At 46.0% G+C, this 20,489-nt stretch carries 17 protein-coding genes and 8 tRNA genes; 8 read left to right on the top strand and 17 right to left on the bottom strand.

Translation table 11 applies throughout. The annotated features are described in order from the left end of the window. Positions 1-19 precede the first annotated feature (19 nt). Positions 20-2,032 (bottom strand): transketolase, encoded by a 2,013-nt coding sequence (gene tkt / locus VME0621_RS10395; RefSeq protein ID WP_062457019.1) that lies wholly within the window; start codon positions 2,030-2,032, stop codon positions 20-22. 307 nt (positions 2,033-2,339) lie between these two features. Here tkt and metK point away from each other — a divergent pair, with 307 nt between their 5' ends. The 8 genes from metK to ruvX all read left to right on the top strand — a co-directional run bounded on the left by metK (position 2,340) and on the right by ruvX (position 8,872). After that, the gene (gene metK, locus VME0621_RS10390) at positions 2,340-3,491 is read left to right on the top strand and encodes a methionine adenosyltransferase (RefSeq protein ID WP_006075173.1); all 1,152 of its coding nucleotides are present in this window, start codon (positions 2,340-2,342) and stop codon (positions 3,489-3,491) included. Between the two features lie 358 nt (positions 3,492-3,849). After that, entirely contained in the window at positions 3,850-4,644 is a 795-nt protein-coding gene (locus tag VME0621_RS10385) for a DUF2189 domain-containing protein (RefSeq protein ID WP_006075172.1), read from the top strand. An 82-nt stretch (positions 4,645-4,726) separates the two neighbouring features. Next, the gene (locus VME0621_RS10380) at positions 4,727-5,236 is read left to right on the top strand and encodes a SprT family zinc-dependent metalloprotease (protein ID WP_062456602.1); all 510 of its coding nucleotides are present in this window, start codon (positions 4,727-4,729) and stop codon (positions 5,234-5,236) included. 97 nt (positions 5,237-5,333) lie between these two features. Beyond that, a complete protein-coding gene (locus VME0621_RS10375; protein ID WP_038228930.1) occupies positions 5,334-6,044 on the top strand; it encodes an endonuclease in 711 nt (236 codons plus the stop codon). An 80-nt stretch (positions 6,045-6,124) separates the two neighbouring features. Then, positions 6,125-6,856, top strand: a complete 732-nt coding sequence (rsmE, locus tag VME0621_RS10370) for a 16S rRNA (uracil(1498)-N(3))-methyltransferase (protein ID WP_062456598.1) — start codon at positions 6,125-6,127, stop codon at positions 6,854-6,856. 13 nt (positions 6,857-6,869) lie between these two features. Then, positions 6,870-7,817 carry a glutathione synthase gene (gshB, locus tag VME0621_RS10365; protein ID WP_038228926.1) on the top strand — a complete coding sequence of 316 codons (948 nt, stop codon included), beginning with the start codon at positions 6,870-6,872 and terminating at the stop codon, positions 7,815-7,817. Positions 7,818-7,834: 17 nt separating this feature from the next. Then, the gene (locus VME0621_RS10360; protein ID WP_062457016.1) at positions 7,835-8,404 is read left to right on the top strand and encodes a YqgE/AlgH family protein; all 570 of its coding nucleotides are present in this window, start codon (positions 7,835-7,837) and stop codon (positions 8,402-8,404) included. Positions 8,405-8,446: 42 nt separating this feature from the next. Next, positions 8,447-8,872 (top strand): Holliday junction resolvase RuvX, encoded by a 426-nt coding sequence (ruvX, locus tag VME0621_RS10355; protein ID WP_006075166.1) that lies wholly within the window; start codon positions 8,447-8,449, stop codon positions 8,870-8,872. A 90-nt stretch (positions 8,873-8,962) separates the two neighbouring features. Here ruvX and luxS read toward each other — a convergent pair whose 3' ends face one another. From luxS to VME0621_RS10275, 16 genes are all read right to left on the bottom strand, one after another. After that, positions 8,963-9,481 (bottom strand): S-ribosylhomocysteine lyase, encoded by a 519-nt coding sequence (gene luxS, locus VME0621_RS10350; protein WP_031493706.1) that lies wholly within the window; start codon positions 9,479-9,481, stop codon positions 8,963-8,965. A gap of 94 nt (positions 9,482-9,575) precedes the next feature. Continuing rightward, entirely contained in the window at positions 9,576-11,168 is a 1,593-nt protein-coding gene (gshA, locus tag VME0621_RS10345) for a glutamate--cysteine ligase (RefSeq protein WP_062456595.1), read from the bottom strand. Positions 11,169-11,279: 111 nt separating this feature from the next. Next, positions 11,280-14,138 (bottom strand): M16 family metallopeptidase, encoded by a 2,859-nt coding sequence (locus VME0621_RS10340; RefSeq protein WP_062456592.1) that lies wholly within the window; start codon positions 14,136-14,138, stop codon positions 11,280-11,282. 9 nt (positions 14,139-14,147) lie between these two features. After that, entirely contained in the window at positions 14,148-14,603 is a 456-nt protein-coding gene (locus tag VME0621_RS10335) for a YqaA family protein (protein ID WP_031495418.1), read from the bottom strand. After that, positions 14,597-15,547, bottom strand: coding sequence for an NADP-dependent oxidoreductase (locus VME0621_RS10330; protein WP_062457014.1), 951 nt, complete (start codon positions 15,545-15,547; stop codon positions 14,597-14,599). Before VME0621_RS10330 ends, VME0621_RS10335 begins: the two co-directional genes overlap by 7 nt. A 193-nt stretch (positions 15,548-15,740) precedes the next feature. After that, entirely contained in the window at positions 15,741-16,871 is a 1,131-nt protein-coding gene (locus VME0621_RS10325) for a sodium ion-translocating decarboxylase subunit beta (RefSeq protein WP_006075160.1), read from the bottom strand. Between the two features lie 9 nt (positions 16,872-16,880). Beyond that, a complete protein-coding gene (oadA, locus tag VME0621_RS10320) occupies positions 16,881-18,668 on the bottom strand; it encodes a sodium-extruding oxaloacetate decarboxylase subunit alpha (RefSeq protein WP_038228922.1) in 1,788 nt (595 codons plus the stop codon). 32 nt (positions 18,669-18,700) lie between these two features. Beyond that, positions 18,701-18,958 carry an oxaloacetate decarboxylase subunit gamma gene (locus tag VME0621_RS10315; protein ID WP_006075158.1) on the bottom strand — a complete coding sequence of 86 codons (258 nt, stop codon included), beginning with the start codon at positions 18,956-18,958 and terminating at the stop codon, positions 18,701-18,703. A 411-nt stretch (positions 18,959-19,369) separates the two neighbouring features. Then, positions 19,370-19,446, bottom strand: a tRNA-Arg gene (locus VME0621_RS10310). Between the two features lie 76 nt (positions 19,447-19,522). Beyond that, a tRNA-Arg gene (locus VME0621_RS10305) sits at positions 19,523-19,599 on the bottom strand. A 76-nt stretch (positions 19,600-19,675) separates the two neighbouring features. Beyond that, a tRNA-Arg gene (locus VME0621_RS10300) sits at positions 19,676-19,752 on the bottom strand. A 76-nt stretch (positions 19,753-19,828) separates the two neighbouring features. After that, a tRNA-Arg gene (locus VME0621_RS10295) sits at positions 19,829-19,905 on the bottom strand. A gap of 89 nt (positions 19,906-19,994) precedes the next feature. Continuing rightward, a tRNA-Arg gene (locus tag VME0621_RS10290) sits at positions 19,995-20,071 on the bottom strand. 69 nt (positions 20,072-20,140) lie between these two features. Continuing rightward, positions 20,141-20,233 (bottom strand) — tRNA-Ser (locus tag VME0621_RS10285). 26 nt (positions 20,234-20,259) lie between these two features. Next, positions 20,260-20,336, bottom strand: a tRNA-Arg gene (locus VME0621_RS10280). 45 nt (positions 20,337-20,381) lie between these two features. Continuing rightward, a tRNA-Ser gene (locus tag VME0621_RS10275) sits at positions 20,382-20,474 on the bottom strand. Positions 20,475-20,489 lie beyond the last annotated feature (15 nt).

The following is a 20,489-nucleotide window of genomic DNA, read 5'->3' as shown; positions in this document are numbered from 1 at the left end:
TGCTTATTGAGTCTTCTAATTAAGCAAGTAGCTCTTTTGCTGTGTTTACAACGTTTTCAGTTGTGAAGCCAAACATCTTAAACAGCTCACCCGCTGGCGCAGATTCACCGAATGTTGTCATGCCGATGATCTTGCCACCGAAGCCAACATACTTGTACCAGTAATCCGCAATACCTGCTTCAACAGCAATACGCTTAGTCACTGCCGCTGGAAGAACTGCTTCACGGTATGCTTCATCTTGCGCATCAAATACGTCAGTAGAAGGAAGAGACACTACACGTACCTTCTTACCTTCAGCCGTCAGTTCAGCGTAAGCGTTTGTTGCTAGCTCAACTTCAGAGCCAGTAGCGATAAGGATCAGCTCAGGTGTACCTTCACAGTCTTTCAGGATGTAACCACCCTTAGCAACATTGGCTAGCTGCTCTGCGTCACGATCTTGTTGTGCAAGATTTTGACGAGAGAAGATTAGCGATGTTGGACCGTCTTTACGCTCAATCGCGTATTTCCAAGCAACCGCAGACTCTACTTGGTCACATGGGCGCCATGTGCTCATGTTTGGCGTTACGCGTAGTGATGCGATTTGCTCAACCGGTTGGTGTGTCGGGCCATCTTCACCCAGACCGATAGAATCGTGAGTGTAAACTTGGATGTTTTGCACTTTCATCAGTGCAGCCATGCGCATTGCGTTACGAGCGTATTCCATGAACATTAGGAAGGTTGCACCGTAAGGGACGAAACCACCGTGCAGAGCGATACCATTGATGATCGCCGTCATACCGAATTCACGTACACCGTAGTGGATGTAGTTACCAGACGCATCGTCAGCCGTTAGCGACTGAGAGCCAGACCACATAGTGAGGTTTGATGGTGCAAGGTCAGCAGAGCCGCCCATGAATTCTGGAAGCATCTTACCGAACGCTTCTAGAGCATTTTGAGACGCTTTACGAGACGCAATGTTTGCTGGGTTCGCTTGAAGATCAGCAATGATCTTGCTTGCTTCTTGTTCCCATTGAGCAGGAAGCTCACCGTTCACACGACGCTTAAACTCAGCCGCTAGTTCTGGGTAAGCCGCTTCATAAGCCGCTAGCTTCTCGTTCCAAGCTGCTTCTTTTGCGCTACCCGCTTCGTTTGCATCCCACTCTGCTTTGATGTCAGCAGGGATTTCGAATGGACCGTGTTCCCAACCCAGGAATTCACGTGCTGCTGCAATTTCGTCGTGACCTAGTGGTGCACCGTGACAGTCGTGAGAGCCCGCTTTATTTGGTGAACCAAAACCGATGATGGTTTTAGTACAAATTAGTGTTGGACGAGGATCCGCTTTTGCCGCTTCAATCGCTGCATTGATTGCATCAGCATCGTGACCGTCTACTGCAGGAATTACGTGCCAGCCGTATGCTTCGAAGCGCTTAGGTGTGTCATCAGAGAACCAACCTTCCACTTCACCATCGATAGAGATGCCGTTGTCGTCCCAGAAAGCGATCAGCTTACCCAGACCTAGGGTACCCGCTAGTGAACACGCTTCGTGAGAGATACCTTCCATCAGACAGCCATCACCCATGAAGACATAAGTGAAGTGGTCAACGATATCGTGACCTTCTTTGTTGAACTGAGCTGCAAGAGATTTCTCAGCAATCGCCATACCAACCGCGTTAGTGATGCCTTGACCTAGAGGGCCAGTCGTCGTCTCGATACCTGGTGCGTAGCCGTACTCTGGATGACCTGGTGTTTTTGAGTGCAGTTGACGGAAGTTTTTAAGATCGTCAATTGATAGCTCGTAACCGCTTAGGTGAAGCAGAGAGTAAATCAGCATTGAGCCGTGGCCGTTTGACAGTACGAAACGGTCGCGGTCAGCCCACTCTGGGTTTGACGGGTTGTGATTTAGGTGAGAACGCCAAAGAACTTCAGCGATATCTGCCATACCCATTGGTGCACCTGGGTGACCTGAGTTAGCTTGTTGAACACCATCCATGCTTAGCGCGCGGATTGCATTAGCGAGTTGTTTACGAGAAGACATGTAGGCTCCTGAGTGCATTAAGCGAATTCCAAGTTTTTCATAAGCTGAACGAATAATCAGCGGCGCTATTGTCGCAAAGCCCCATACTCTCTGCAAACGTTTTACCGTCATTTTTTGGCTTTTTGCCGCGATAATGTCGTACTAAAGCGCGTTTCTTTGACAAAAACAGGCAAACGATTGGCTATAACTTAAAAGCAAAAATCGCTTGCTAATCGAACATTGATGAATAGAATAGACGTCTAGATGTAGATACACCTACAATATATCATTGAATTTTCTATAAGTGAGTACGATATTCTCACTTTAAAATGTAATTGGAGCTCTCATGGCTAAGCACCTGTTTACTTCTGAATCTGTATCAGAAGGTCATCCAGATAAAATCGCTGACCAAATTTCTGATGCGGTACTTGATGCAATCCTAGAACAAGACCCAAAAGCACGTGTTGCTTGTGAAACGTACGTTAAGACTGGCATGGTGATGGTAGGTGGTGAGATCACTACTTCAGCATGGGTTGATATCGAAGAATTGACTCGTGAAACTGTTCGTGAGATCGGTTACGTTCATTCAGATATGGGCTTTGACGCTGATTCTTGTGCGGTACTAAACACTATCGGTAAACAGTCTCCAGACATCAACCAAGGCGTTGATAAAGCAGATCCTAAAGAGCAAGGCGCTGGTGACCAAGGCATCATGTTCGGTTATGCAACTAACGAAACTGACATTCTAATGCCAGCTCCTATTACTTACTCTCACCGTCTTGTTCAAAAACAAGCGGAAGTGCGTAAGAACGGTACTCTACCTTGGTTGCGCCCAGACGCTAAATCTCAGGTAACGTTCCAGTACGATCAAGGTAAGATCGTTGGTATCGATGCCGTTGTTCTTTCAACTCAGCACTGTGATTCAATCTCTACACCAGACCTACGCGAAGCAGTGATGGAAGAGATCATCAAACCAGTACTACCATCAGAGTGGATCAACAAAGAAACTAACTTCTTCATCAACCCAACCGGTCGTTTCGTAATCGGTGGTCCAATGGGTGACTGTGGTCTAACAGGTCGTAAGATCATCGTTGATACATACGGCGGCGCAGCTCGTCACGGTGGTGGTGCATTCTCTGGTAAAGATCCATCAAAAGTAGACCGCTCTGCAGCATATGCAGCACGTTATGTAGCGAAAAACATTGTTGCTGCTGGCATGGCAGATCGTTGTGAAATCCAACTTTCTTACGCTATCGGTGTTGCTGATCCAACCTCTATCATGGTGGAAACATTCGGTACTGAAAAAGTATCTCACGACATCATCGTCGAAGCAGTACGTCAAAACTTCGACCTACGTCCATATGGTCTGCAAGAGATGCTAAACCTTCTTCAGCCAATCTATAAGAAGACAGCAGCATACGGTCACTTCGGTCGTGAAGAGTTCCCATGGGAAGCGACAGACAAAGCAGCAATCCTACGCGACTTTGCTGGTTTATAATCTGCCAACTCTGAACTAATACTCTAAAAAGCCTTCAAAATATTTTTTGAAGGCTTTTTTGTATTTATTGCTAACCATTTCAAACACTTTGTTGCAACATTGTTAAAAGTGGATATTGCAGCACGCGATTTATACCCTTCTAAAAATTGTGTTTTCTCACAACTCGGTTAATAGTTAATCAAAAGTGCCCTTGCAAACAGACCTTTTCAGGTCTGAGGTTCGTACTGTAAACAGAGCACTTATGAGGGGAAGACGCTAAACAACGACACTTTGCTAGATCTGTTCGTGCTGAATAACCAGCATCGTTAGCGCCATGCCCTGAGAAACGTAGGCCAGTTTGTCAAATCAGGGAGGACATATGCCTCGAACTGTAAATACCGACGACTTCCACAAGAAACACGAAGTCAGGGATCAAGATTACGCTAAAACTATTCCTTGCAATCAACTGAGTGTGTCAGCACCATTTCACTGGTTAGCACTTGGTTTGCATGACCTTATTCGGATGCCAATTATCAGCGCATTTTATGGCTTATGCTTTACTGCTGCCGCTGTCGCGATTGTGCTATTAGTACAATGGCAAGGAACTCATCTGGTCATCATGCCGAGTTTGGTGGTTTATATGCTCATAGGGCCATTTTTGGCACTTGGATTGTATGACGCTGCTTGGGAAAGAGAAAAAGGACACAAACCCAGTCTGTTCCACTCCATGAAAGCCATCGGTAGAAATTCCACCTCACAGTGGGCATTTGCTGTTTTACTCGCTGTAGCGATGATTTTCTGGATGAGAATCGCAGCCTTGTTGCACGCTCTCTACCCTTCTGTGCAAGGCGCCCCCTTGACTGATTTTGCACCATTTTTGATTACGGGTAGTGTTATTGGAGCTGTGATTGCTTCGATTATCTTCAGCATTTCAGCGTTCTCGATTCCACTCATGATGGAGAGACGCGTCGATGTGATGACCGCCGTGTTTACTAGCTTCAATGCGGTCAAATCGAATATACCAGCCATGATTGTTTGGGCGTTGGTAATCTGTGGCGGTATCTTGATTGGCTTCGCTACCTATGGCATTGGGATGATCATTACTATGCCAATCCTAGGCTATGGTACATGGCACGCTTATCACGAGACCATTAAGAAAAAACATCATCCTTAAGCCATCGAGCAATATATTGCAAACATAACCAATGTCTCTAGAATAACGCCCTCATTTGGGCGTTATTTTTTGATTGAGTTAAATGAAATCATCTCCATCCGAAGAGCTGCACTACCTCGCAGTAAAAAAGCTAGCACAATGTATCGAACAGGCTCGCCACTACTTAGAGCGAGACTTTCCTATGCCCGCCCTAAACTATCAACTTCGTGGCAAAGCGGCGGGAAAAGCCTACTTGCAAGCGTGGGAGATACGATTAAACCCTGTCTTGTTTGCCGAGAACCAACAAGCTTTTATCAACGAAGTGATTCCACATGAAGTCGCTCATCTCATTACGTTTGCGTGCTTTGGTCGAGTGCGCCCACATGGAGCGGAGTGGCAAATGGTTATGAGCCAAGTCTTTTCGTTAACACCGAAGACCACACATTCTATGAATGTTCAATCCGTTCAAGGTCGTACCTTCGAATACCGCTGTCAGTGCGACACTTTCCCCGTCTCCATAAGAAGACACAACAAAGTGATGCGTCAGCAGGCCAGTTATCGTTGCCGAAAATGTGGCAGCCAAATTGAATTCACGGGCAAACAATTCAGTTAAATTGAGGGTCTTTGCCGAGTAATCTACATATCTATCGGTAGATTAGGCACTTTTTGCGAGTTAAACTAGGTTATCTCAACCTTTTTAAAGACTTGCAATGAATCGTTATTTATCTTTTGTCTTGGCGCTATTCATCGGTTTAACCTCATTCTCAGCGCTTAGTGCTCCACCTAGTAGCTTTAGCAAAGCGAAGAAAGAAGCCGTCAAAATCTATGCGGATCACCCTATCAGTTTTTACTGTGGGTGTGATATTCAATGGCAAGGCAAAAGAGGCGTTCCAGACCTGTCATCTTGTGGTTATCAAGTCCGCAAACAGCAGAAACGTGCAAGTCGTATTGAATGGGAACATGTCGTACCCGCATGGCAATTTGGCCACCAGCGTCAATGCTGGCAAGAAGGTGGCCGGAAGAACTGCACTCGAAACGATAAAGCTTTCAAATTAATGGAGGCAGATTTACACAATCTCACACCGGCTATCGGTGAAGTCAATGGCGACCGCTCCAATTACAACTTCTCTCAGTGGAATGGTATTGATGGCGTCAGCTATGGCCGTTGCGAAATGCAAGTCAACTTCAAACAACGCAAAGTCATGCCACCAGACCGAGCTAAAGGTTCCATCGCTCGTACCTACTTATATATGAGTAAAGAGTACGGGTTTAAGCTATCCAAACAACAAACACAGTTAATGCAAGCTTGGAATAAAACTTACCCTGTCGACACTTGGGAGTGCACTCGCAATGAGCGCATCAAGCGTATTCAAGGCAACGATAACCCATTTGTGGCAGAAGCCTGTAAAAATCCTAGCTAAATCGAGACGCCAGCCCTTGTAATTTTAAGGGCGGGCATCCATCTTATACCTCTATACAGTTTTGTTCTTTGGAAGTTTTTATGCGTATACCTCGTATCTATCACCCTGAACTAATCCACGCTTTAGGGACTCTTGCACTAAGTGAAGATGCCGCTGGCCATGTGGGCCGCGTATTGCGCATGAAAGAAGGTCAAGAAGTGTTGTTATTTGATGGCTCGGGCCATGAATTTCCAGCCACTATTACTCAGATTGGCAAAAAGAATGTGGACGTCGACATACAAGAAAAAGTGTCGGCCAGCATAGAATCACCTTTGGATCTGCATTTAGGTCAGGTCATTTCTCGTGGTGACAAAATGGAGTTCACTATTCAAAAGTCGGTTGAGTTAGGCGTCAATACCATCACCCCGCTTATCTCAGAGCGCTGCGGCGTTAAGCTCGATGCTAAACGCTTTGAAAAGAAACTGCAGCAATGGCAAAAGATTGCTATCAGTGCTTGCGAACAATGCGGGCGTAACACCATTCCTGAAATTCGACCGATTATGTCGTTAGAGCAATGGTGTGCAGAGCCATCGGAAGCCCTTAAGCTCAACCTACATCCAAGAGCGAAATATTCAATCAATACCTTGCCAGAACCTGTTACTAAGGTTCGCCTGCTTATAGGCCCTGAAGGAGGTCTATCGGCGCAAGAAATTGAAATGACAGAACAATATCAATTCGAAGAAACCCTGCTTGGTCCTCGTGTTTTGCGAACAGAAACGGCGGCATTAACAGCCATCACTGCACTGCAAGTACGCTTTGGCGATTTAGGTTAACGGGAGAAAAATAATGCTCAAACTCGGTATCGTGATGGATCCAATTTCATCCATCAACATTAAGAAAGATTCTAGTTTCGCAATGATGTTGGAAGCCCAACGTCGTGGTTATGAAATCCATTATATGGAAATGAACGATCTGCATTTAGATCAAGGTACAGCCGTTGCCGATACCAAGATTGTCACGCTGAAAGAAGACCCAAATGGTTGGTATGAATTCACTTCTGAGCAAACTATTGAGCTGTCAGAACTTGATGCCGTATTGATGCGCAAGGATCCACCATTTGATACTGAATATATTTACGCCACATATATCCTTGAGCGCGCAGAGGAGAAAGGCACATTAATCGTTAACAAGCCACAAAGTCTACGTGACTGCAACGAAAAGCTGTTCACAGCTTGGTTCCCGGAGCTTACTCCAACGACGATTGTGACTCGCAAAGCCGAGAAGATTAAGCAGTTCCGTGACCAGCATGGTGACGTTATTCTTAAACCACTAGATGGTATGGGCGGAGCCTCCATTTTCCGCGTTAAGCAAGATGACCCTAACGTGTCCGTTATTATTGAAACATTGACCAATCATGGTCAAAACTACGCGATGGCACAGACTTTTGTTCCTGACATCAGCAATGGTGACAAGCGCATCCTTGTCGTTGATGGAGAGCCTATGCCATATTGCTTAGCTCGCATTCCAGCGAAAGGTGAAACGCGTGGTAACCTGGCTGCAGGTGGTCGCGGTGAAGCTCGTCCCTTAAGTGAGACAGACAAGCAAATAGCCGAAGCCGTTGCTCCAACTTTAAAAGAGAAAGGCCTAATATTTGTAGGTCTGGATGTGATTGGCGACAAACTAACTGAAATCAATGTAACCAGCCCAACTTGCATTCGTGAGATTGAGGCAGCCTTTGACATCTCTATTACTGGCAAGCTGATGGATGCCATCGAGCGCCGTTTAGGGAAGTAACCGTGGGAGAGGCCATGATGAACCTAGCCAACCATTTTCTTGTTGCTATGCCAGGGATGCAAGACCCCTACTTTCAGCGCAGTGTCATTTATGTGTGTGAACATAATGAAGAAGGCGCAATGGGGATTATGATCAATACCCCTATTGATGTCACCGTTGCCAACATGCTCAAGCAAGTGCAGGCCGAGTTGCCCATTGCCTCTCAAACTACTCACAGTAAGAGCCTAGATGAACCGGTGCTAAATGGAGGGCCGGTGTCTGAAGATCGAGGTTTTATCCTCCATAAACCCAAAGATAAATATCAATCAAGCATACAGATCACGGACAAGGTTTCCGTCACGACCTCAAAGGATATTCTGGCGGTACTCGGTACTGATGCACAGCCTGATAACTACCTGGTCGCTCTCGGCTACTCTGGATGGAGTGCCGGCCAACTTGAATCTGAGTTGGCTGAGAACTCTTGGTTAACCATTGAAGCTGATCCGAGCATCATTTTCGATACTCCAGTCGAAGAAAGATGGAGCACCGCCGTTGCTATGCTTGGCATTGATATTGCCCAGTTATCCACGCAAGTCGGGCATGCCTAACCTCCCGAACCGTTTACTGCACGACGTAAGAGACAAAACACTATGACATCCAGAACCATTATCGCCTTCGATTATGGAACCAAGAGTATTGGTAGCGCCATTGGTCAAGAAGTCACTGGCACTGCAAGTCCACTGAAAGCCTTCAAAGCCAAAGACGGCATTCCAAACTGGGATGATATTGAGGCTATGCTCAAAGAGTGGCAACCAGATCTGATCGTTGTTGGTTTACCAACGGATCTGCATGGCAAAGCACTGGAGGAAATTACCGCACGAGCGAAAAAGTTTGCTAATCGAGTTCATGGCCGGTTTGGGCTTCAAGTAGAGTTGCACGATGAACGTCTGTCCACCGCGGAAGCGCGAGCAGAATTATTTGAGATGGGCGGTTATAAAGCTCTGTCGAAAGGCAATGTCGACTGTCAGTCAGCGGTAGTTATTTTAGAAAGCTGGTTTGAAGCGCAATGGGCTTAAGCTTAGTAACAAAAAAGGATGACCAGTGAGTCATCCTTTTTAATCAATTATGTCTACTCAACCTACTAAGGTCGTTAATTAAACATGTAATTAATCGACTTTCAATTCTTGAAGCATTGACTCTGGCAGAGCCAGTTCGTCGTTTTTGTTTACTTGAATACCCGCTGCAATAATCGCTTCTGCGATGGCTTTTGCCTCTTCTAAAGAGTGCATAGCCGCTGTACCACACTGATACTCATTCAACTCAGGAATCTTGTTCTGGCTTTCTACTTTCAGAACGTCTTGCATCGCGCTTAACCAAGCGTCCGCTACTTGTTGCTCTGAAGGTGTACCTATTAAGCTCATGTAGAAACCTGTACGACAGCCCATTGGAGAAATATCGATGATTTCAACAGCATCACCATTTAGGTGTGCACGCATAAAGCCAGCGTATAGGTGCTCAAGCGTGTGGATGCCTTTCTCAGAAAGGATATCTTTGTTTGGCGCTGTGAAGCGTAGGTCAAACACAGTGATAGTGTCGCCTTTTGGGGTTTGCATTGTTTTCGCTACACGTACGGCTGGTGCGTGCATCTTTGTGTGGTCTACCGTGAAGCTATCCAGTAGTGGCATGATTGATTCTCCTTAGCGTTACTCACCGCAAAAGCCGTGAGTAAGTGATTAGTGGCTCGATTGTAAGGGGCTACACCAAGAGGTGCAACCTCGCTTACTTGTGAATCGCCTGCATACGTTCTGGGGTGAGATACGCAAAATAGTTCGTTAAGAAATCATCGAAGCTTTCTTTGTCTGAAGCTTCAATCACTTTCTGAACTTCAACCGACCGAATCACTTCCGTTTCCATAAGGTCAGACGAATAAGCATGATATTGATGATCTAAGTTCTTCTGGCGGTATTCTTTACCAAGCTCGCAACCCACTTTACCTAGACCACCTAATGCCTTTGTTTTCTCGAGTAAACGGCCAGAAATGGACAGTTCAGGGTCGTCGTTCCAAGCTTCCAGTGTGTCACACACTTTTTGATATTCGTTGCCACCGTGAGCAGCATCCATATGTTTAGCGATTTCTCGAAGGTCGACAAACACACGTTTTACCCATGATTGGCTATCAAGCACTTCACCGTCACAACCGATTTTCAGTTCAAGACCAACTTGTCGGCCTTCAACAATCACTTTGTTCCAGTTTTCACGCCAGCATTCAAGTTCACAATTGTCCATAGGCTCAGAGTCTTTCAAAACGCACCAGGTTAAGAAGAGATCTAAGAAACGAATCTGATCCGCAGTAATTCCAATTGGACTAAATGGATTCACATCTAAAGAGCGAACTTCAATATACTCAACACCTGCGCGTGATAACGCTTCCGATGGTTTTTCACCGCTTTGAGCCACACGTTTAGGACGAATCGGAGCATACAGCTCATTCTCAATCTGCAACACATAGTCGTTAAGCTGGCGATACTCACCTTCTACTTTTACGCCAATCTTAGCGAAATCTTCAGAAGGTGTGTGGATCGCTTGGTTTAGCCCTTCAAGATACTGGTCAAGGCTGTTAAAACCAATTTTAAGTGCACTTTGTGCGCTATTGGTATAACCCAAATCACTCAGTCTCAGCGACGTTGCTTTTGGCAAATAGAGCGTGCCGCCCACTTTCTCAAATGGCAGTTTAGTCTCCTTTCCTTGCAGGAAAGACGAGCAAATGGCCGGTGACGCACCAAAGAAATAAGGAATTAACCAGCCAAAACGGTAATAGTTTCGGATAAGACCGAAGTAGGCTTCCGATTTCGCATCTTGGCGTGCTTTTTCGTCTTGCTCACCAAATAGCGCATCCCAGAATGACTCTGGGAATGAGAAGTTAAAATGCACGCCGGAAATGATCTGCATTAAGCTACCGTAGCGATGCTTTAGTCCTTGACGATAAAGTGTCTTCATACGTCCAGAGTTCGAGCTGCCATATTGAGCTAAGGCGATATCATCTTCACTGCCCACATAACAAGGCATAGACAGTGGCCACAATTTCTCGTTGCCTAATTTTGTCTGAGTAAAATGATGGATATCAGATAACTGATTGATCAGCGTATCAACATCACGAGAAACTGGAGTAATAAACTCCAGTAGTGACTCGGAGAAATCCGTCGTAATGTATTCGTTCGTTAGGGCTGAGCCTAGCGCCTCTGGATGTGGCGTTGTCGCTAAGTGGCCATCGTCGGTATAACGCAACGATTCCCTTTCCACACCTCGTCCAAACTGTTTAAAAATGGCTTGGTCTTTAGCAACTTGATCCAGTCGCGCAGCAAATTTAGTCACAATGCGATTCGCTTATAGTTTGTTATTCCAATTGAAAGCTGGGGACACCATACACGCTATCTTATTGAATAAACAAGAGCCGATGCCACCCATCCCTTCTATATGGTCACTCTATTGTGAGATTTCAAGTTCTTCAATTGGAATATTCAGTTTCTCAAGTTGCGGTTTTAGACTCTTCGCATCTCCCACAACTATGATTTGGTATTGGTTCGGATCGAACCACTTCGCAGCTAGCTCGTTAAGCACCGATTTGTCGACCGATTCTACAATGTCATTGCGCTGCTTGAGGTAATCCTTATCCAAACTATAGGTTAAAATTGACGACAACAAACTGGCTTTTTGACTTGGTGTTTCGTAAGTCAATGCATCTTGTTGTCCCACAGCTAGGCGCATAAACTCTAGCTCTTCATCGGTCATACCATTTTGGCTATAGTCTTTTAACTCTTTAATGAGCTCCTCAATAGAAGGAATCGTCGCGTTGGCTCTCACTTGAGCACTAAAGACAATCGCACCTATTTCACGATTACTCGCGAAATAGCCACTCGCACCATAGGTGTAGCCTTTGTCCTCTCGCAAATTCTGATTGATCCTGCTGTTGAAGTTACCCGCCAAATTAAAGTTAGCCAGTCGACTCAAATACAGCTCGCCCGTTGCGTCAAACGGCAACCCTCGGCGCACCAAACGTACAATACTTTGTGGTGCTGCTGGCTTATCTACCAAGAAGATATGTTGACCAGTTAAAGGCGCTACAGCTTCCGGACGAATCAGTGGTGCCGCTTCTCCGTTCCAAGACTGCCAAAATGCCAATTGCTTCTTGATCTGTTTCTGGGAAATATCGCCGACCACAACTATTTGAGCCCCTTGTGGTGTGTAGTGCTTGCGATAGAAGCGCTTCACGTCATCAAGCGTAATTGAAGCAATCGACGCTTCAGTACCATCAGATGAGCGGCCAAATACAGAGTCTCCAAACAACACCTCTCTTGTCGCTTGTGATGCCATCCAGCTTGGTTTCTGATGTTGGTAAACCAAGCCTTCTAGCATTTGTGCTTTCAAGCGGTCAAAGTCTTGCTGTTTCATGGCAGGGTGGAATAGCGCATCCTCGAGCAGCGCTAAGGTCTCTGGCAAGTTCTTCGCTAGAGCCGAGACCGACACGCGTGTGGTGTAAGCTCCTGCGCTAAACCCAATTCGGCTACCTAATCGATCGAGTTCTGCTTGCAGTTCTTCCACGCTACGTGTTGTGGTTCCTTCCTCCATCATCGAAGCTGTTAGCCCCGCTAAGCCTTCTTTTCCTCTCGCAACATAGCGATCGCCTGCAGGCAATTGGAAGTGAATCTCCACCGTTGGTGTTTCTCGTGTTTCTGTACCTAGTAGCTCACTGCCATTATCAAACTGCAAGCTGTAAAGTGCTGGCATCTTAGCTTTAACCCCTTCAGCTACTTTAGGCATAACGCTGCGATCAAAGGTGTCAACAGGTCGTCGGAATACCAATTGCTCTTCCGTCACTTTGCTATATTTCGGTAATGTTCTCGGCGGAGTCACGAAGTTAGCAGGCTCTACCGCCATATCTTTACGGCCTTTAGGCACCACACTCAAGGTGACTTTATGCTTATCGTTGATGAAGGTGTTGTAAGCATTAGCTACATCCTGAGGAGTAACCGCACGTATCTGCTTTAATTGCTGTTCTAAGCGATCTGGTTGACCAAAGAAGGTTTCGTTAGAGGCTAACTGTGAGACCTTACCTTTGACACTTTGCAGTGCGAAAACAGCGCCTGATTCAGAAAGGCCCGTGATCTGTTTCAGCCTCTCTTCACTGATGCCTTGTTTTTCAAACTCACTTAACGTCGCTAACAACTCGTTGTATAGCGCTTTTAGACCATCTTTATCTGTTGAAGCACCCATGGCGTACACGTAGAAGTTACAAGCTAGCTCATTACAATCGTTGAATGCCCCAGCATCGAGTGCCTTTTGCGTTTTGATCAGTTTTTGATACAACAAGCTATTGGTGCCACCACCGATGGCGTCAGCCATTGCCTCAAGCACGGCTTGATCTTTTGCGCCTCGATAGCTCGTCGTAGGCCAACCAATCACTACCATCGGCTGACGAATACGATCTTCTAACGTCACGTAACGATCGTTTGGCAACACAGCTGGCTGTTTTGGATCTTTGTCGACTTCAGGTCCTCTCGGAATAGAACCGAAGTATTTTTCTACCCATGCCAATGTTTGTGCATTATCGATGTCACCACCAATGGTGAGCACGGCATTATTTGGTCCATACCAACGTAGGAAAAATGCTTTAAGATCATTCACGTCAACACGATCAAGATCTTCAACATATCCAATTGGCTGCCAAGAATAGGGGTGCCCTTCAGGGAACATGGCTTCACCCATTTTCTCCCATATCAGGCCATAAGGACGGTTATCGTAGTTTTGAGCACGTTCGTTCTTCACCGTATCACGCTGAATTTCAAATTTTTTCTGAGAAACTGCCCCAAGCAAAAAGCCCATACGATCCGCTTCAAGCCACAACATTTTCTCTAATTGATTAGATGGCACGGTTTCAAAATAATTAGTGCGATCGCGCGTGGTCGTACCGTTTAAAGTGCCACCCGCTTCAGTAATGATCTTAAAATGTTGCTGATCACCGACGTGTTCTGAACCTTGAAACATCATATGTTCAAAGAAGTGTGCGAAACCGGACTTTCCGACCTCTTCACGAGCCGATCCCACATGGTAGGTGACATCCACATGTACTAAAGGATCCGAGTCATCGGGTGCTAAGATAACAGTGAGGCCATTTTCCAAACGGTATTTAGAATAAGGAATCATGACCTTATCTGGGTCAGCTTTGGCCTCTTCAATTAAAGTGACACCTTTAGGTAAAGCACTACTGGCTTGATTTGACGGTTCGTTACTACTGCAACCGTATAGAAAGACCAGCGATAGAACGCCGAGCCAGATCTTTTTCATAAATGCTCCTTAGAAAAGACCGTAAAAGATAGCGGTCAGCGCGATATAACGTAGCGCTTTACCAATCGCAATAAGCACAACACATGGCAGAAACTTCATCCGCAGCCAACCTGCTGCTAAACACAAAGGGTCGCCAATGACGGGTAACCAACTCAACAATAACGTCCAGTAGCCATATTTCTGTATCCATGCCATGGCTTTATGACCATGTTTCTCTTCCTGAGTTCGATTTGGCAACCAAATACCAATCCAGTAGTTGGTTAATCCCCCAAGAGTATTACCTATGGTAGCAACCAAAATCACCATGGCCGGTGTGTATTGTTGCAAACTTAAGGTTGCCACTAGCCCGGCTTCTGAACCACCTGGAAGTAAGGTCGCACTTAAAAACCCAGAAATAAAAAGAACCGCGAGTGCGGAGTCGGCAAACCATGACTCCGCTAGGTATTGAGAAAATGTTTCTAGCATTGCATATCAAGTAGGACTTTGCCGCGAGTGCGACTGGTTTCGACTTGTTGATGAGCCTCAACCACTTGTGAATAAGGGAAAACGTGCTGAATTTCGGTTTTTAACAGTCCAACACCTACCATGTACAGTAAGGTTTCCATTTGTTTGGTATCGGGAGACACTAGCATTCCACTCGCTTCAAAGCTAAGAAGTTTGGCTTTTTCGCATACTAGCTCTGCCGTAATCGTCGGAATGGTGATAACTCTAGCATTATCTTTAAGACACTTAAGTGCATCTAACGCGACATCACCACCGACTAGGTCAATCAGTACATCGACATCGCTTAGTCGCTCTGAAGCTGGCGCGAATTCATAATTGATAGCATGAGCGCCTAATGTAGCCAAATAATCGAGATTGCGCTCACTGCAAGTGGTGTACACCTCTGCTTTAGTCGCCACTGCTAGTTGAACCGCGATGTGACCAACGCCACCTGCACCCGCTAGGATTAACACTCGCTCGCCCTCTTGCACCTGAGCTTTATTAATTGCTTGTGCTGCTGTTTGCCCAGCCAATGGCAACGCTGCTGCTGCCTCTAAGGTAACCGTGTTAGGCAACGCAGTAAGCTCTGTTTCGGGTACACACACATATTGACTATAACCACCCGCACGAAGAGGAAACCCAATAAATCCCACGACCTCTTGACCTACTTCAAACGCCTGTGCGCCTTCACCTAAACCAGCAATTGAGCCCGAGATATCATAACCCGGTACCCAAGGTAAGTTATCTTTGTTTTCAGCTGCCGCCCACCCCAATCCAGCACGCGTCTTCACATCAATAGGATTAATGCCAGCATAGGCGACTTTTACCAGCACCTCACCGGCTTTTGGTTGAGGAATATCGACCTCCTGAAATGCCAATACTTCTGCTGAACCAAATTCTGGGATGACTATTTGTTTACACTTCATCGCGGCTTCCTCTTCCAATTTGAGATTCCATAGTAACGAAATACCTGTTTGAGTCTAGATTATCTTTTCATCAACCCACATCCAGTATGTAATAAATTCAATCACTTTTGTGACTCATTATCTTGGCCTGATAACCAAAGATAAAAAAAGGGGGAGCCTAAGCTCCCCCGATTAATACAATATGGATTCGCATTTAGCCTACCAGAGCTAACAAGATACCTGCAGCTACTGCGGAGCCTAATACGCCAGCTACGTTAGGACCCATTGCATGCATCAAAAGGAAGTTTTGTGGGTTAGCTTGTAAGCCCACCTTATTTACGACACGCGCAGCCATAGGTACCGCAGAAACACCAGCTGCACCAATCAACGGGTTAATATCTTCTTTAGAGTATTTGTTAAGCAGCTTCGCCATTAACACCCCAGCCCCAGTACCGATACTAAAGGCAACAGCGCCGAGAGCGAGAATACCCAAGGTCTCAAAATTTAGGAACTCTTCTGCTTGAAGCTTCGAGCCCACACCAAGACCTAAGAAGATCGTCACAATATTGATGAGCTCATTTTGTGCCGTTTTCGATAATCGGTCGACAACGCCGGCCTCTCGCATCAAGTTACCCAGACAGAACATACCCACTAAAGGTGTTGCTGAAGGGAGGAACAAGATAGTCATCAACAAGACGGCCAATGGGAATAATATCTTTTCACCTTTACTAACATGGCGAAGTTGCGCCATCTTAATAGTACGCTCTTCTGGCGTGGTCAGTGCTTTCATAATCGGTGGCTGGATAATAGGAACCAATGCCATGTAGCTATATGCAGCGACCGCAATTGCACCGAGAAGATCCGGTGAAAGTCGGCTTGCTAAGAAGATAGCTGTTGGACCATCCGCACCACCGATGATGGCAATGGAAGCAGCATCTTGCATCGAGAACTCCATACCCGGTACATAGTTCAGCAAAATTGCACCAAACAAGGTAGCGAAGATACCAAACTGAGCCGCAGCCCCTAACCATAAGGTTTTCGGGTTAGCGATTAATGCTCCAAAGTCAGTCATTGCTCCGACACCCATAAAGATGAGTAATGGGAACACGCCAGACTCGATACCGATATAATAGACGTAGTACAGCAAACCACCCGGCTCGGTAAAACCAGCATTTGGAATGTTCGCTAAAATAGCGCCAAAGCCAATAGGTAAAAGTAGTAGTGGTTCAAAGCCCTTACGAATCGCTAAGAACAGCAAGGTGCATCCGACCAAGATCATGCAGATTTGGCCGAATTCAAAGTTAGCGATCCCTGTTTCTGACCATAAGGTCATCAATCCTTCCATGGTGCTCCCTTACGCTAAGCTAACAAGAGGTGCGCCTACAACAACAGCATCACCTTCTTTCACGTGTACATCTTGAACCACGCCGCTTTGCGCAGCACGCACTTCTGTTTCCATCTTCATCGCTTCTAAGATAAGTAGCACATCACCTTCTTGAACCTGAGCACCAGATGCAACATTAACTTTAAAGATATTCCCCGCTAACGGAGCAGAAACCGCTTCAACATTCGTTGCAGCTGCAGGAGCTGTAGTGGTGGCAGGTGCTGCGGACGCTGGAGTCACTGAAGTAAGCTCACCTTTGGGACCCACTTCAACATCATAAACCTGACCATCGACTTTCACGCTATAAGACTCAATACCCGCGGCACTTGCTGCTGGAGCTGCAACAGGGGCAGCAGGTTTTGCTTCTTCTTTACCTGGAGCTGGCTCAAACGCATCAGGATTATGGCGATTCTTCAGGAACTTAAGGCCCACTTGAGGGAAGAGCGCATAAGTAAGTACATCATCCACTGTATCTTCTGCAAGAGAAATACCATCGGATTTTGCTTTTTGCAGCAGATCTTCCGTCAATGTGTCGAGTTCCGCTTCCAATAAATCAGCTGGACGACAGGTAATCGCGTGGGCACCATCAAGCACTTTTGCTTGAAGTTCAGCGTTAACTTCTGCTGGTGCCTTACCGTATTCCCCTTTAAGTACACCAGCTGTCTCTTTAGTAATGCTCTTATAGCGCTCACCCGTTAATACGTTGATCACCGCTTGAGTACCAACGATCTGTGATGTTGGCGTCACCAAAGGAATAAAGCCAAGATCTTCACGAACTCTTGGGATTTCTTCGAGAACTTCATCAATACGATCCGCTGCACCTTGTTCTTTTAGCTGCCCTTCCATATTGGTCAGCATGCCACCTGGAACTTGCGCAATAAGGATACGTGAATCAACACCTTTCAGTTGCCCCTCCCATTTCGCATACTTCTTACGAACTTCACGGAAATACGCTGCGATAGGTTCAATCTGCTCGAGCTTAAGATTAGTATCACGTTCAGTGCCTTGCAGCATTGCCACAACGGTCTCTGTAGGCGTGTGGCCATAAGTCTGACTCATTGAAGAGATAGCCGTATCTAGAATATCTATCCCAGCTTCGACTGCTTTAACCGCCGTTGCCGTTGATAGCCCGGTTGTTGCATGGCAATGCAGCGCCAGTGGCACTTCACATGATGATTTTATGCGTGAGATTAGTTCTTCGGCTTCATAAGGTTTAAGTAAACCAGACATGTCTTTGATACATAAAGAATGGCAACCTAAATCTTCTAAGCGCTTGGCTAAATCAACCCATGTATCCGTGTTATGTACAGGGCTTGTCGTATAAGACAGTGTACCTTGCGCGTGAGCACCAACATCTACAGCAGCTTTTACCGCTTTTTCGAAGTTGCGTACATCATTCATCGCGTCAAAAATACGAAACACGTCCATACCATTGGCATGGGCACGTTCAACAAATTTTTCGACCACATCATCAGCATAGTGGCGGTAACCCAATAGGTTTTGTCCGCGCAATAGCATCTGCATTGGTGTGTTTGGCATGGCTTTTTTAAGTTCGCGTAAGCGCTCCCAAGGATCTTCACCCAAGAAACGAATACACGCATCAAAGGTGGCTCCCCCCCACGTTTCTAAAGACCAATACCCCACTTTATCGAGCTCGGCTGCGATAGGTAACATATCTTCAATACGCATCCGCGTTGCGAACAGAGACTGGTGGGCGTCACGAAGTACCACGTCCGTGATAGCTAGTGGTTTAGACATGCTCATTAACTCCTTTTAAGCTTTAACTCAATCTATTTAGCGGCCGAAGTGCGGTATTGATGAACAGCGGCAGAAATCGCTGCAACAACACTTGGGCTAACACCATTTGAGGGGGATTGTTGTGTTTTAATTTTTGTAGGAACTGCGATCGGTTCGGGCACTTCTTCTGGTACCAATTTCGACATTAACCGAACGAGATAAACGAGGATTGTTAGGAATACAAATACAACAGCCATACCCGTGAACATTAGGGCGGCTGCGTCTCCTAGCAGGCTTCCAATATTAGTCATGTTGCGTCCTTTCTTTGTCATCCTGACAAGTTACTCAATCATAAAACGTGGCGTCACTGCACACAGATTGACAAGCAATGGTTCTTGCATTGATCCATTGCAAGAGGTCTAGGATTATCTCGATTGGTGAAAGTTTGTCAATTTTGTTTAATCTACAGTCGTCATTAAAACGTCATTCAAATGAAAAACTATGATGAGCACGACAATTTATGGTGTATTTGTACTTACACAGAACTTCATACTATGACTCAACCATAGATTTCAACATAAACAAACTGGGGTTGGAAAACTGAGACAGGCTTAAAATTACCGCGATTTATCCTTAAAAAACATCACGTTGTAATCATAAGGTTATTGATATGATAAATTTTTGTTAATAAAAAACCCCGCCTAAGCGAGGTTTCTAAATAATGGCGCGCTCGGAAGGATTCGAACCTTCGACCGCCTGGTTCGTAGCCAGGTACTCTATCCAGCTGAGCTACGAGCGCGCAACAGGTCTTTGTACAGCTTATGCTATAACAGGCGTTGAATTAAGTTCTCACTTAAGTCTTTTACCTAAATAAATGGCGCGCTCGGAAGGATTCGAACCTTCGACCGCCTGGTTCGTAGCCAGGTACTCTATCCAGCTGAGCTACGAGCGCGCAACAAGTCTTTGTACAGCTTATGCTATAACAGGTGTTGAATTAAGTTCTCACTTAAGTCTTTTACCTAAATAAATGGCGCGCTCGGAAGGATTCGAACCTTCGACCGCCTGGTTCGTAGCCAGGTACTCTATCCAGCTGAGCTACGAGCGCGCAACAAGTCTTTGTACAGCTTATGCTATAACAGGTGTTGAATTAAGTTCTCACTTAAGTCTTTTACCTAAATAAATGGCGCGCTCGGAAGGATTCGAACCTTCGACCGCCTGGTTCGTAGCCAGGTACTCTATCCAGCTGAGCTACGAGCGCGCAACAAGTCTTTGTACAGCTTATGCCGTAACAGGTGTTGAATTAAGTTCTCACTTAAATCTTTTACCTAACCTATCATTCGAAAAGAATGGCGCGCTCGGAAGGATTCGAACCTTCGACCGCCTGGTTCGTAGCCAGGTACTCTATCCAGCTGAGCTACGAGCGCGCAAGGTTGTGAAGCATATCACATTTAATTTCTTTTTGAACAAAAAAATTGACTGAAACAGTCAATAAATGGCGGTGAGGGAGGGATTCGAACCCTCGATACGGCTACAAACCGTATACTCCCTTAGCAGGGGAGCGCCTTCAGCCTCTCGGCCACCTCACCGCAGTATTTCTTTCCGAAGAGAGAAATGGCGCGCTCGGAAGGATTCGAACCTTCGACCGCCTGGTTCGTAGCCAGGTACTCTATCCAGCTGAGCTACGAGCGCGCAATATGTTCAATAAGAACAGTGTTATACAACACTTCGCAAGAATGGCGGTGAGGGAGGGATTCGAACCCTCGATACGGCTACAAACCGTATACTCCCTTAGCAGGGGAGCGCCTTCAGCCTCTCGGCCACCTCACCGTCTTGCGGAGGCAC

Origin of the sequence: Vibrio mediterranei, from assembly GCF_900088415.1 — a bacterium.
Lineage (GTDB): Bacteria > Pseudomonadota > Gammaproteobacteria > Enterobacterales > Vibrionaceae > Vibrio > Vibrio mediterranei.
Note: the sequence above shows the minus strand (reverse complement) of the source record. Positions and strands in the feature narration are given on the sequence as shown.

Excerpts from the sequence above, each read along its gene's own strand:
- gshB (WP_038228926.1), top strand. The coding sequence starts at position 6,870 with ATGCTCAAACTCGGTATCGTGATGGATCCAATTTCATCCATCAACATT.
- VME0621_RS10340 (WP_062456592.1), bottom strand. The coding sequence starts at position 14,138 with ATGAAAAAGATCTGGCTCGGCGTTCTATCGCTGGTCTTTCTATACGGT.
- rsmE (WP_062456598.1), top strand. The coding sequence starts at position 6,125 with ATGCGTATACCTCGTATCTATCACCCTGAACTAATCCACGCTTTAGGG.
- metK (WP_006075173.1), top strand. The coding sequence starts at position 2,340 with ATGGCTAAGCACCTGTTTACTTCTGAATCTGTATCAGAAGGTCATCCA.
- VME0621_RS10330 (WP_062457014.1), bottom strand. The coding sequence starts at position 15,547 with ATGAAGTGTAAACAAATAGTCATCCCAGAATTTGGTTCAGCAGAAGTA.
- VME0621_RS10325 (WP_006075160.1), bottom strand. The coding sequence starts at position 16,871 with ATGGAAGGATTGATGACCTTATGGTCAGAAACAGGGATCGCTAACTTT.
- VME0621_RS10375 (WP_038228930.1), top strand. The coding sequence starts at position 5,334 with ATGAATCGTTATTTATCTTTTGTCTTGGCGCTATTCATCGGTTTAACC.
- tkt (WP_062457019.1), bottom strand. The coding sequence starts at position 2,032 with ATGCACTCAGGAGCCTACATGTCTTCTCGTAAACAACTCGCTAATGCA.
- VME0621_RS10335 (WP_031495418.1), bottom strand. The coding sequence starts at position 14,603 with ATGCTAGAAACATTTTCTCAATACCTAGCGGAGTCATGGTTTGCCGAC.
- VME0621_RS10385 (WP_006075172.1), top strand. The coding sequence starts at position 3,850 with ATGCCTCGAACTGTAAATACCGACGACTTCCACAAGAAACACGAAGTC.
- VME0621_RS10360 (WP_062457016.1), top strand. The coding sequence starts at position 7,835 with ATGAACCTAGCCAACCATTTTCTTGTTGCTATGCCAGGGATGCAAGAC.
- VME0621_RS10315 (WP_006075158.1), bottom strand. The coding sequence starts at position 18,958 with ATGACTAATATTGGAAGCCTGCTAGGAGACGCAGCCGCCCTAATGTTC.
- oadA (WP_038228922.1), bottom strand. The coding sequence starts at position 18,668 with ATGTCTAAACCACTAGCTATCACGGACGTGGTACTTCGTGACGCCCAC.
- luxS (WP_031493706.1), bottom strand. The coding sequence starts at position 9,481 with ATGCCACTACTGGATAGCTTCACGGTAGACCACACAAAGATGCACGCA.
- ruvX (WP_006075166.1), top strand. The coding sequence starts at position 8,447 with ATGACATCCAGAACCATTATCGCCTTCGATTATGGAACCAAGAGTATT.
- VME0621_RS10380 (WP_062456602.1), top strand. The coding sequence starts at position 4,727 with ATGAAATCATCTCCATCCGAAGAGCTGCACTACCTCGCAGTAAAAAAG.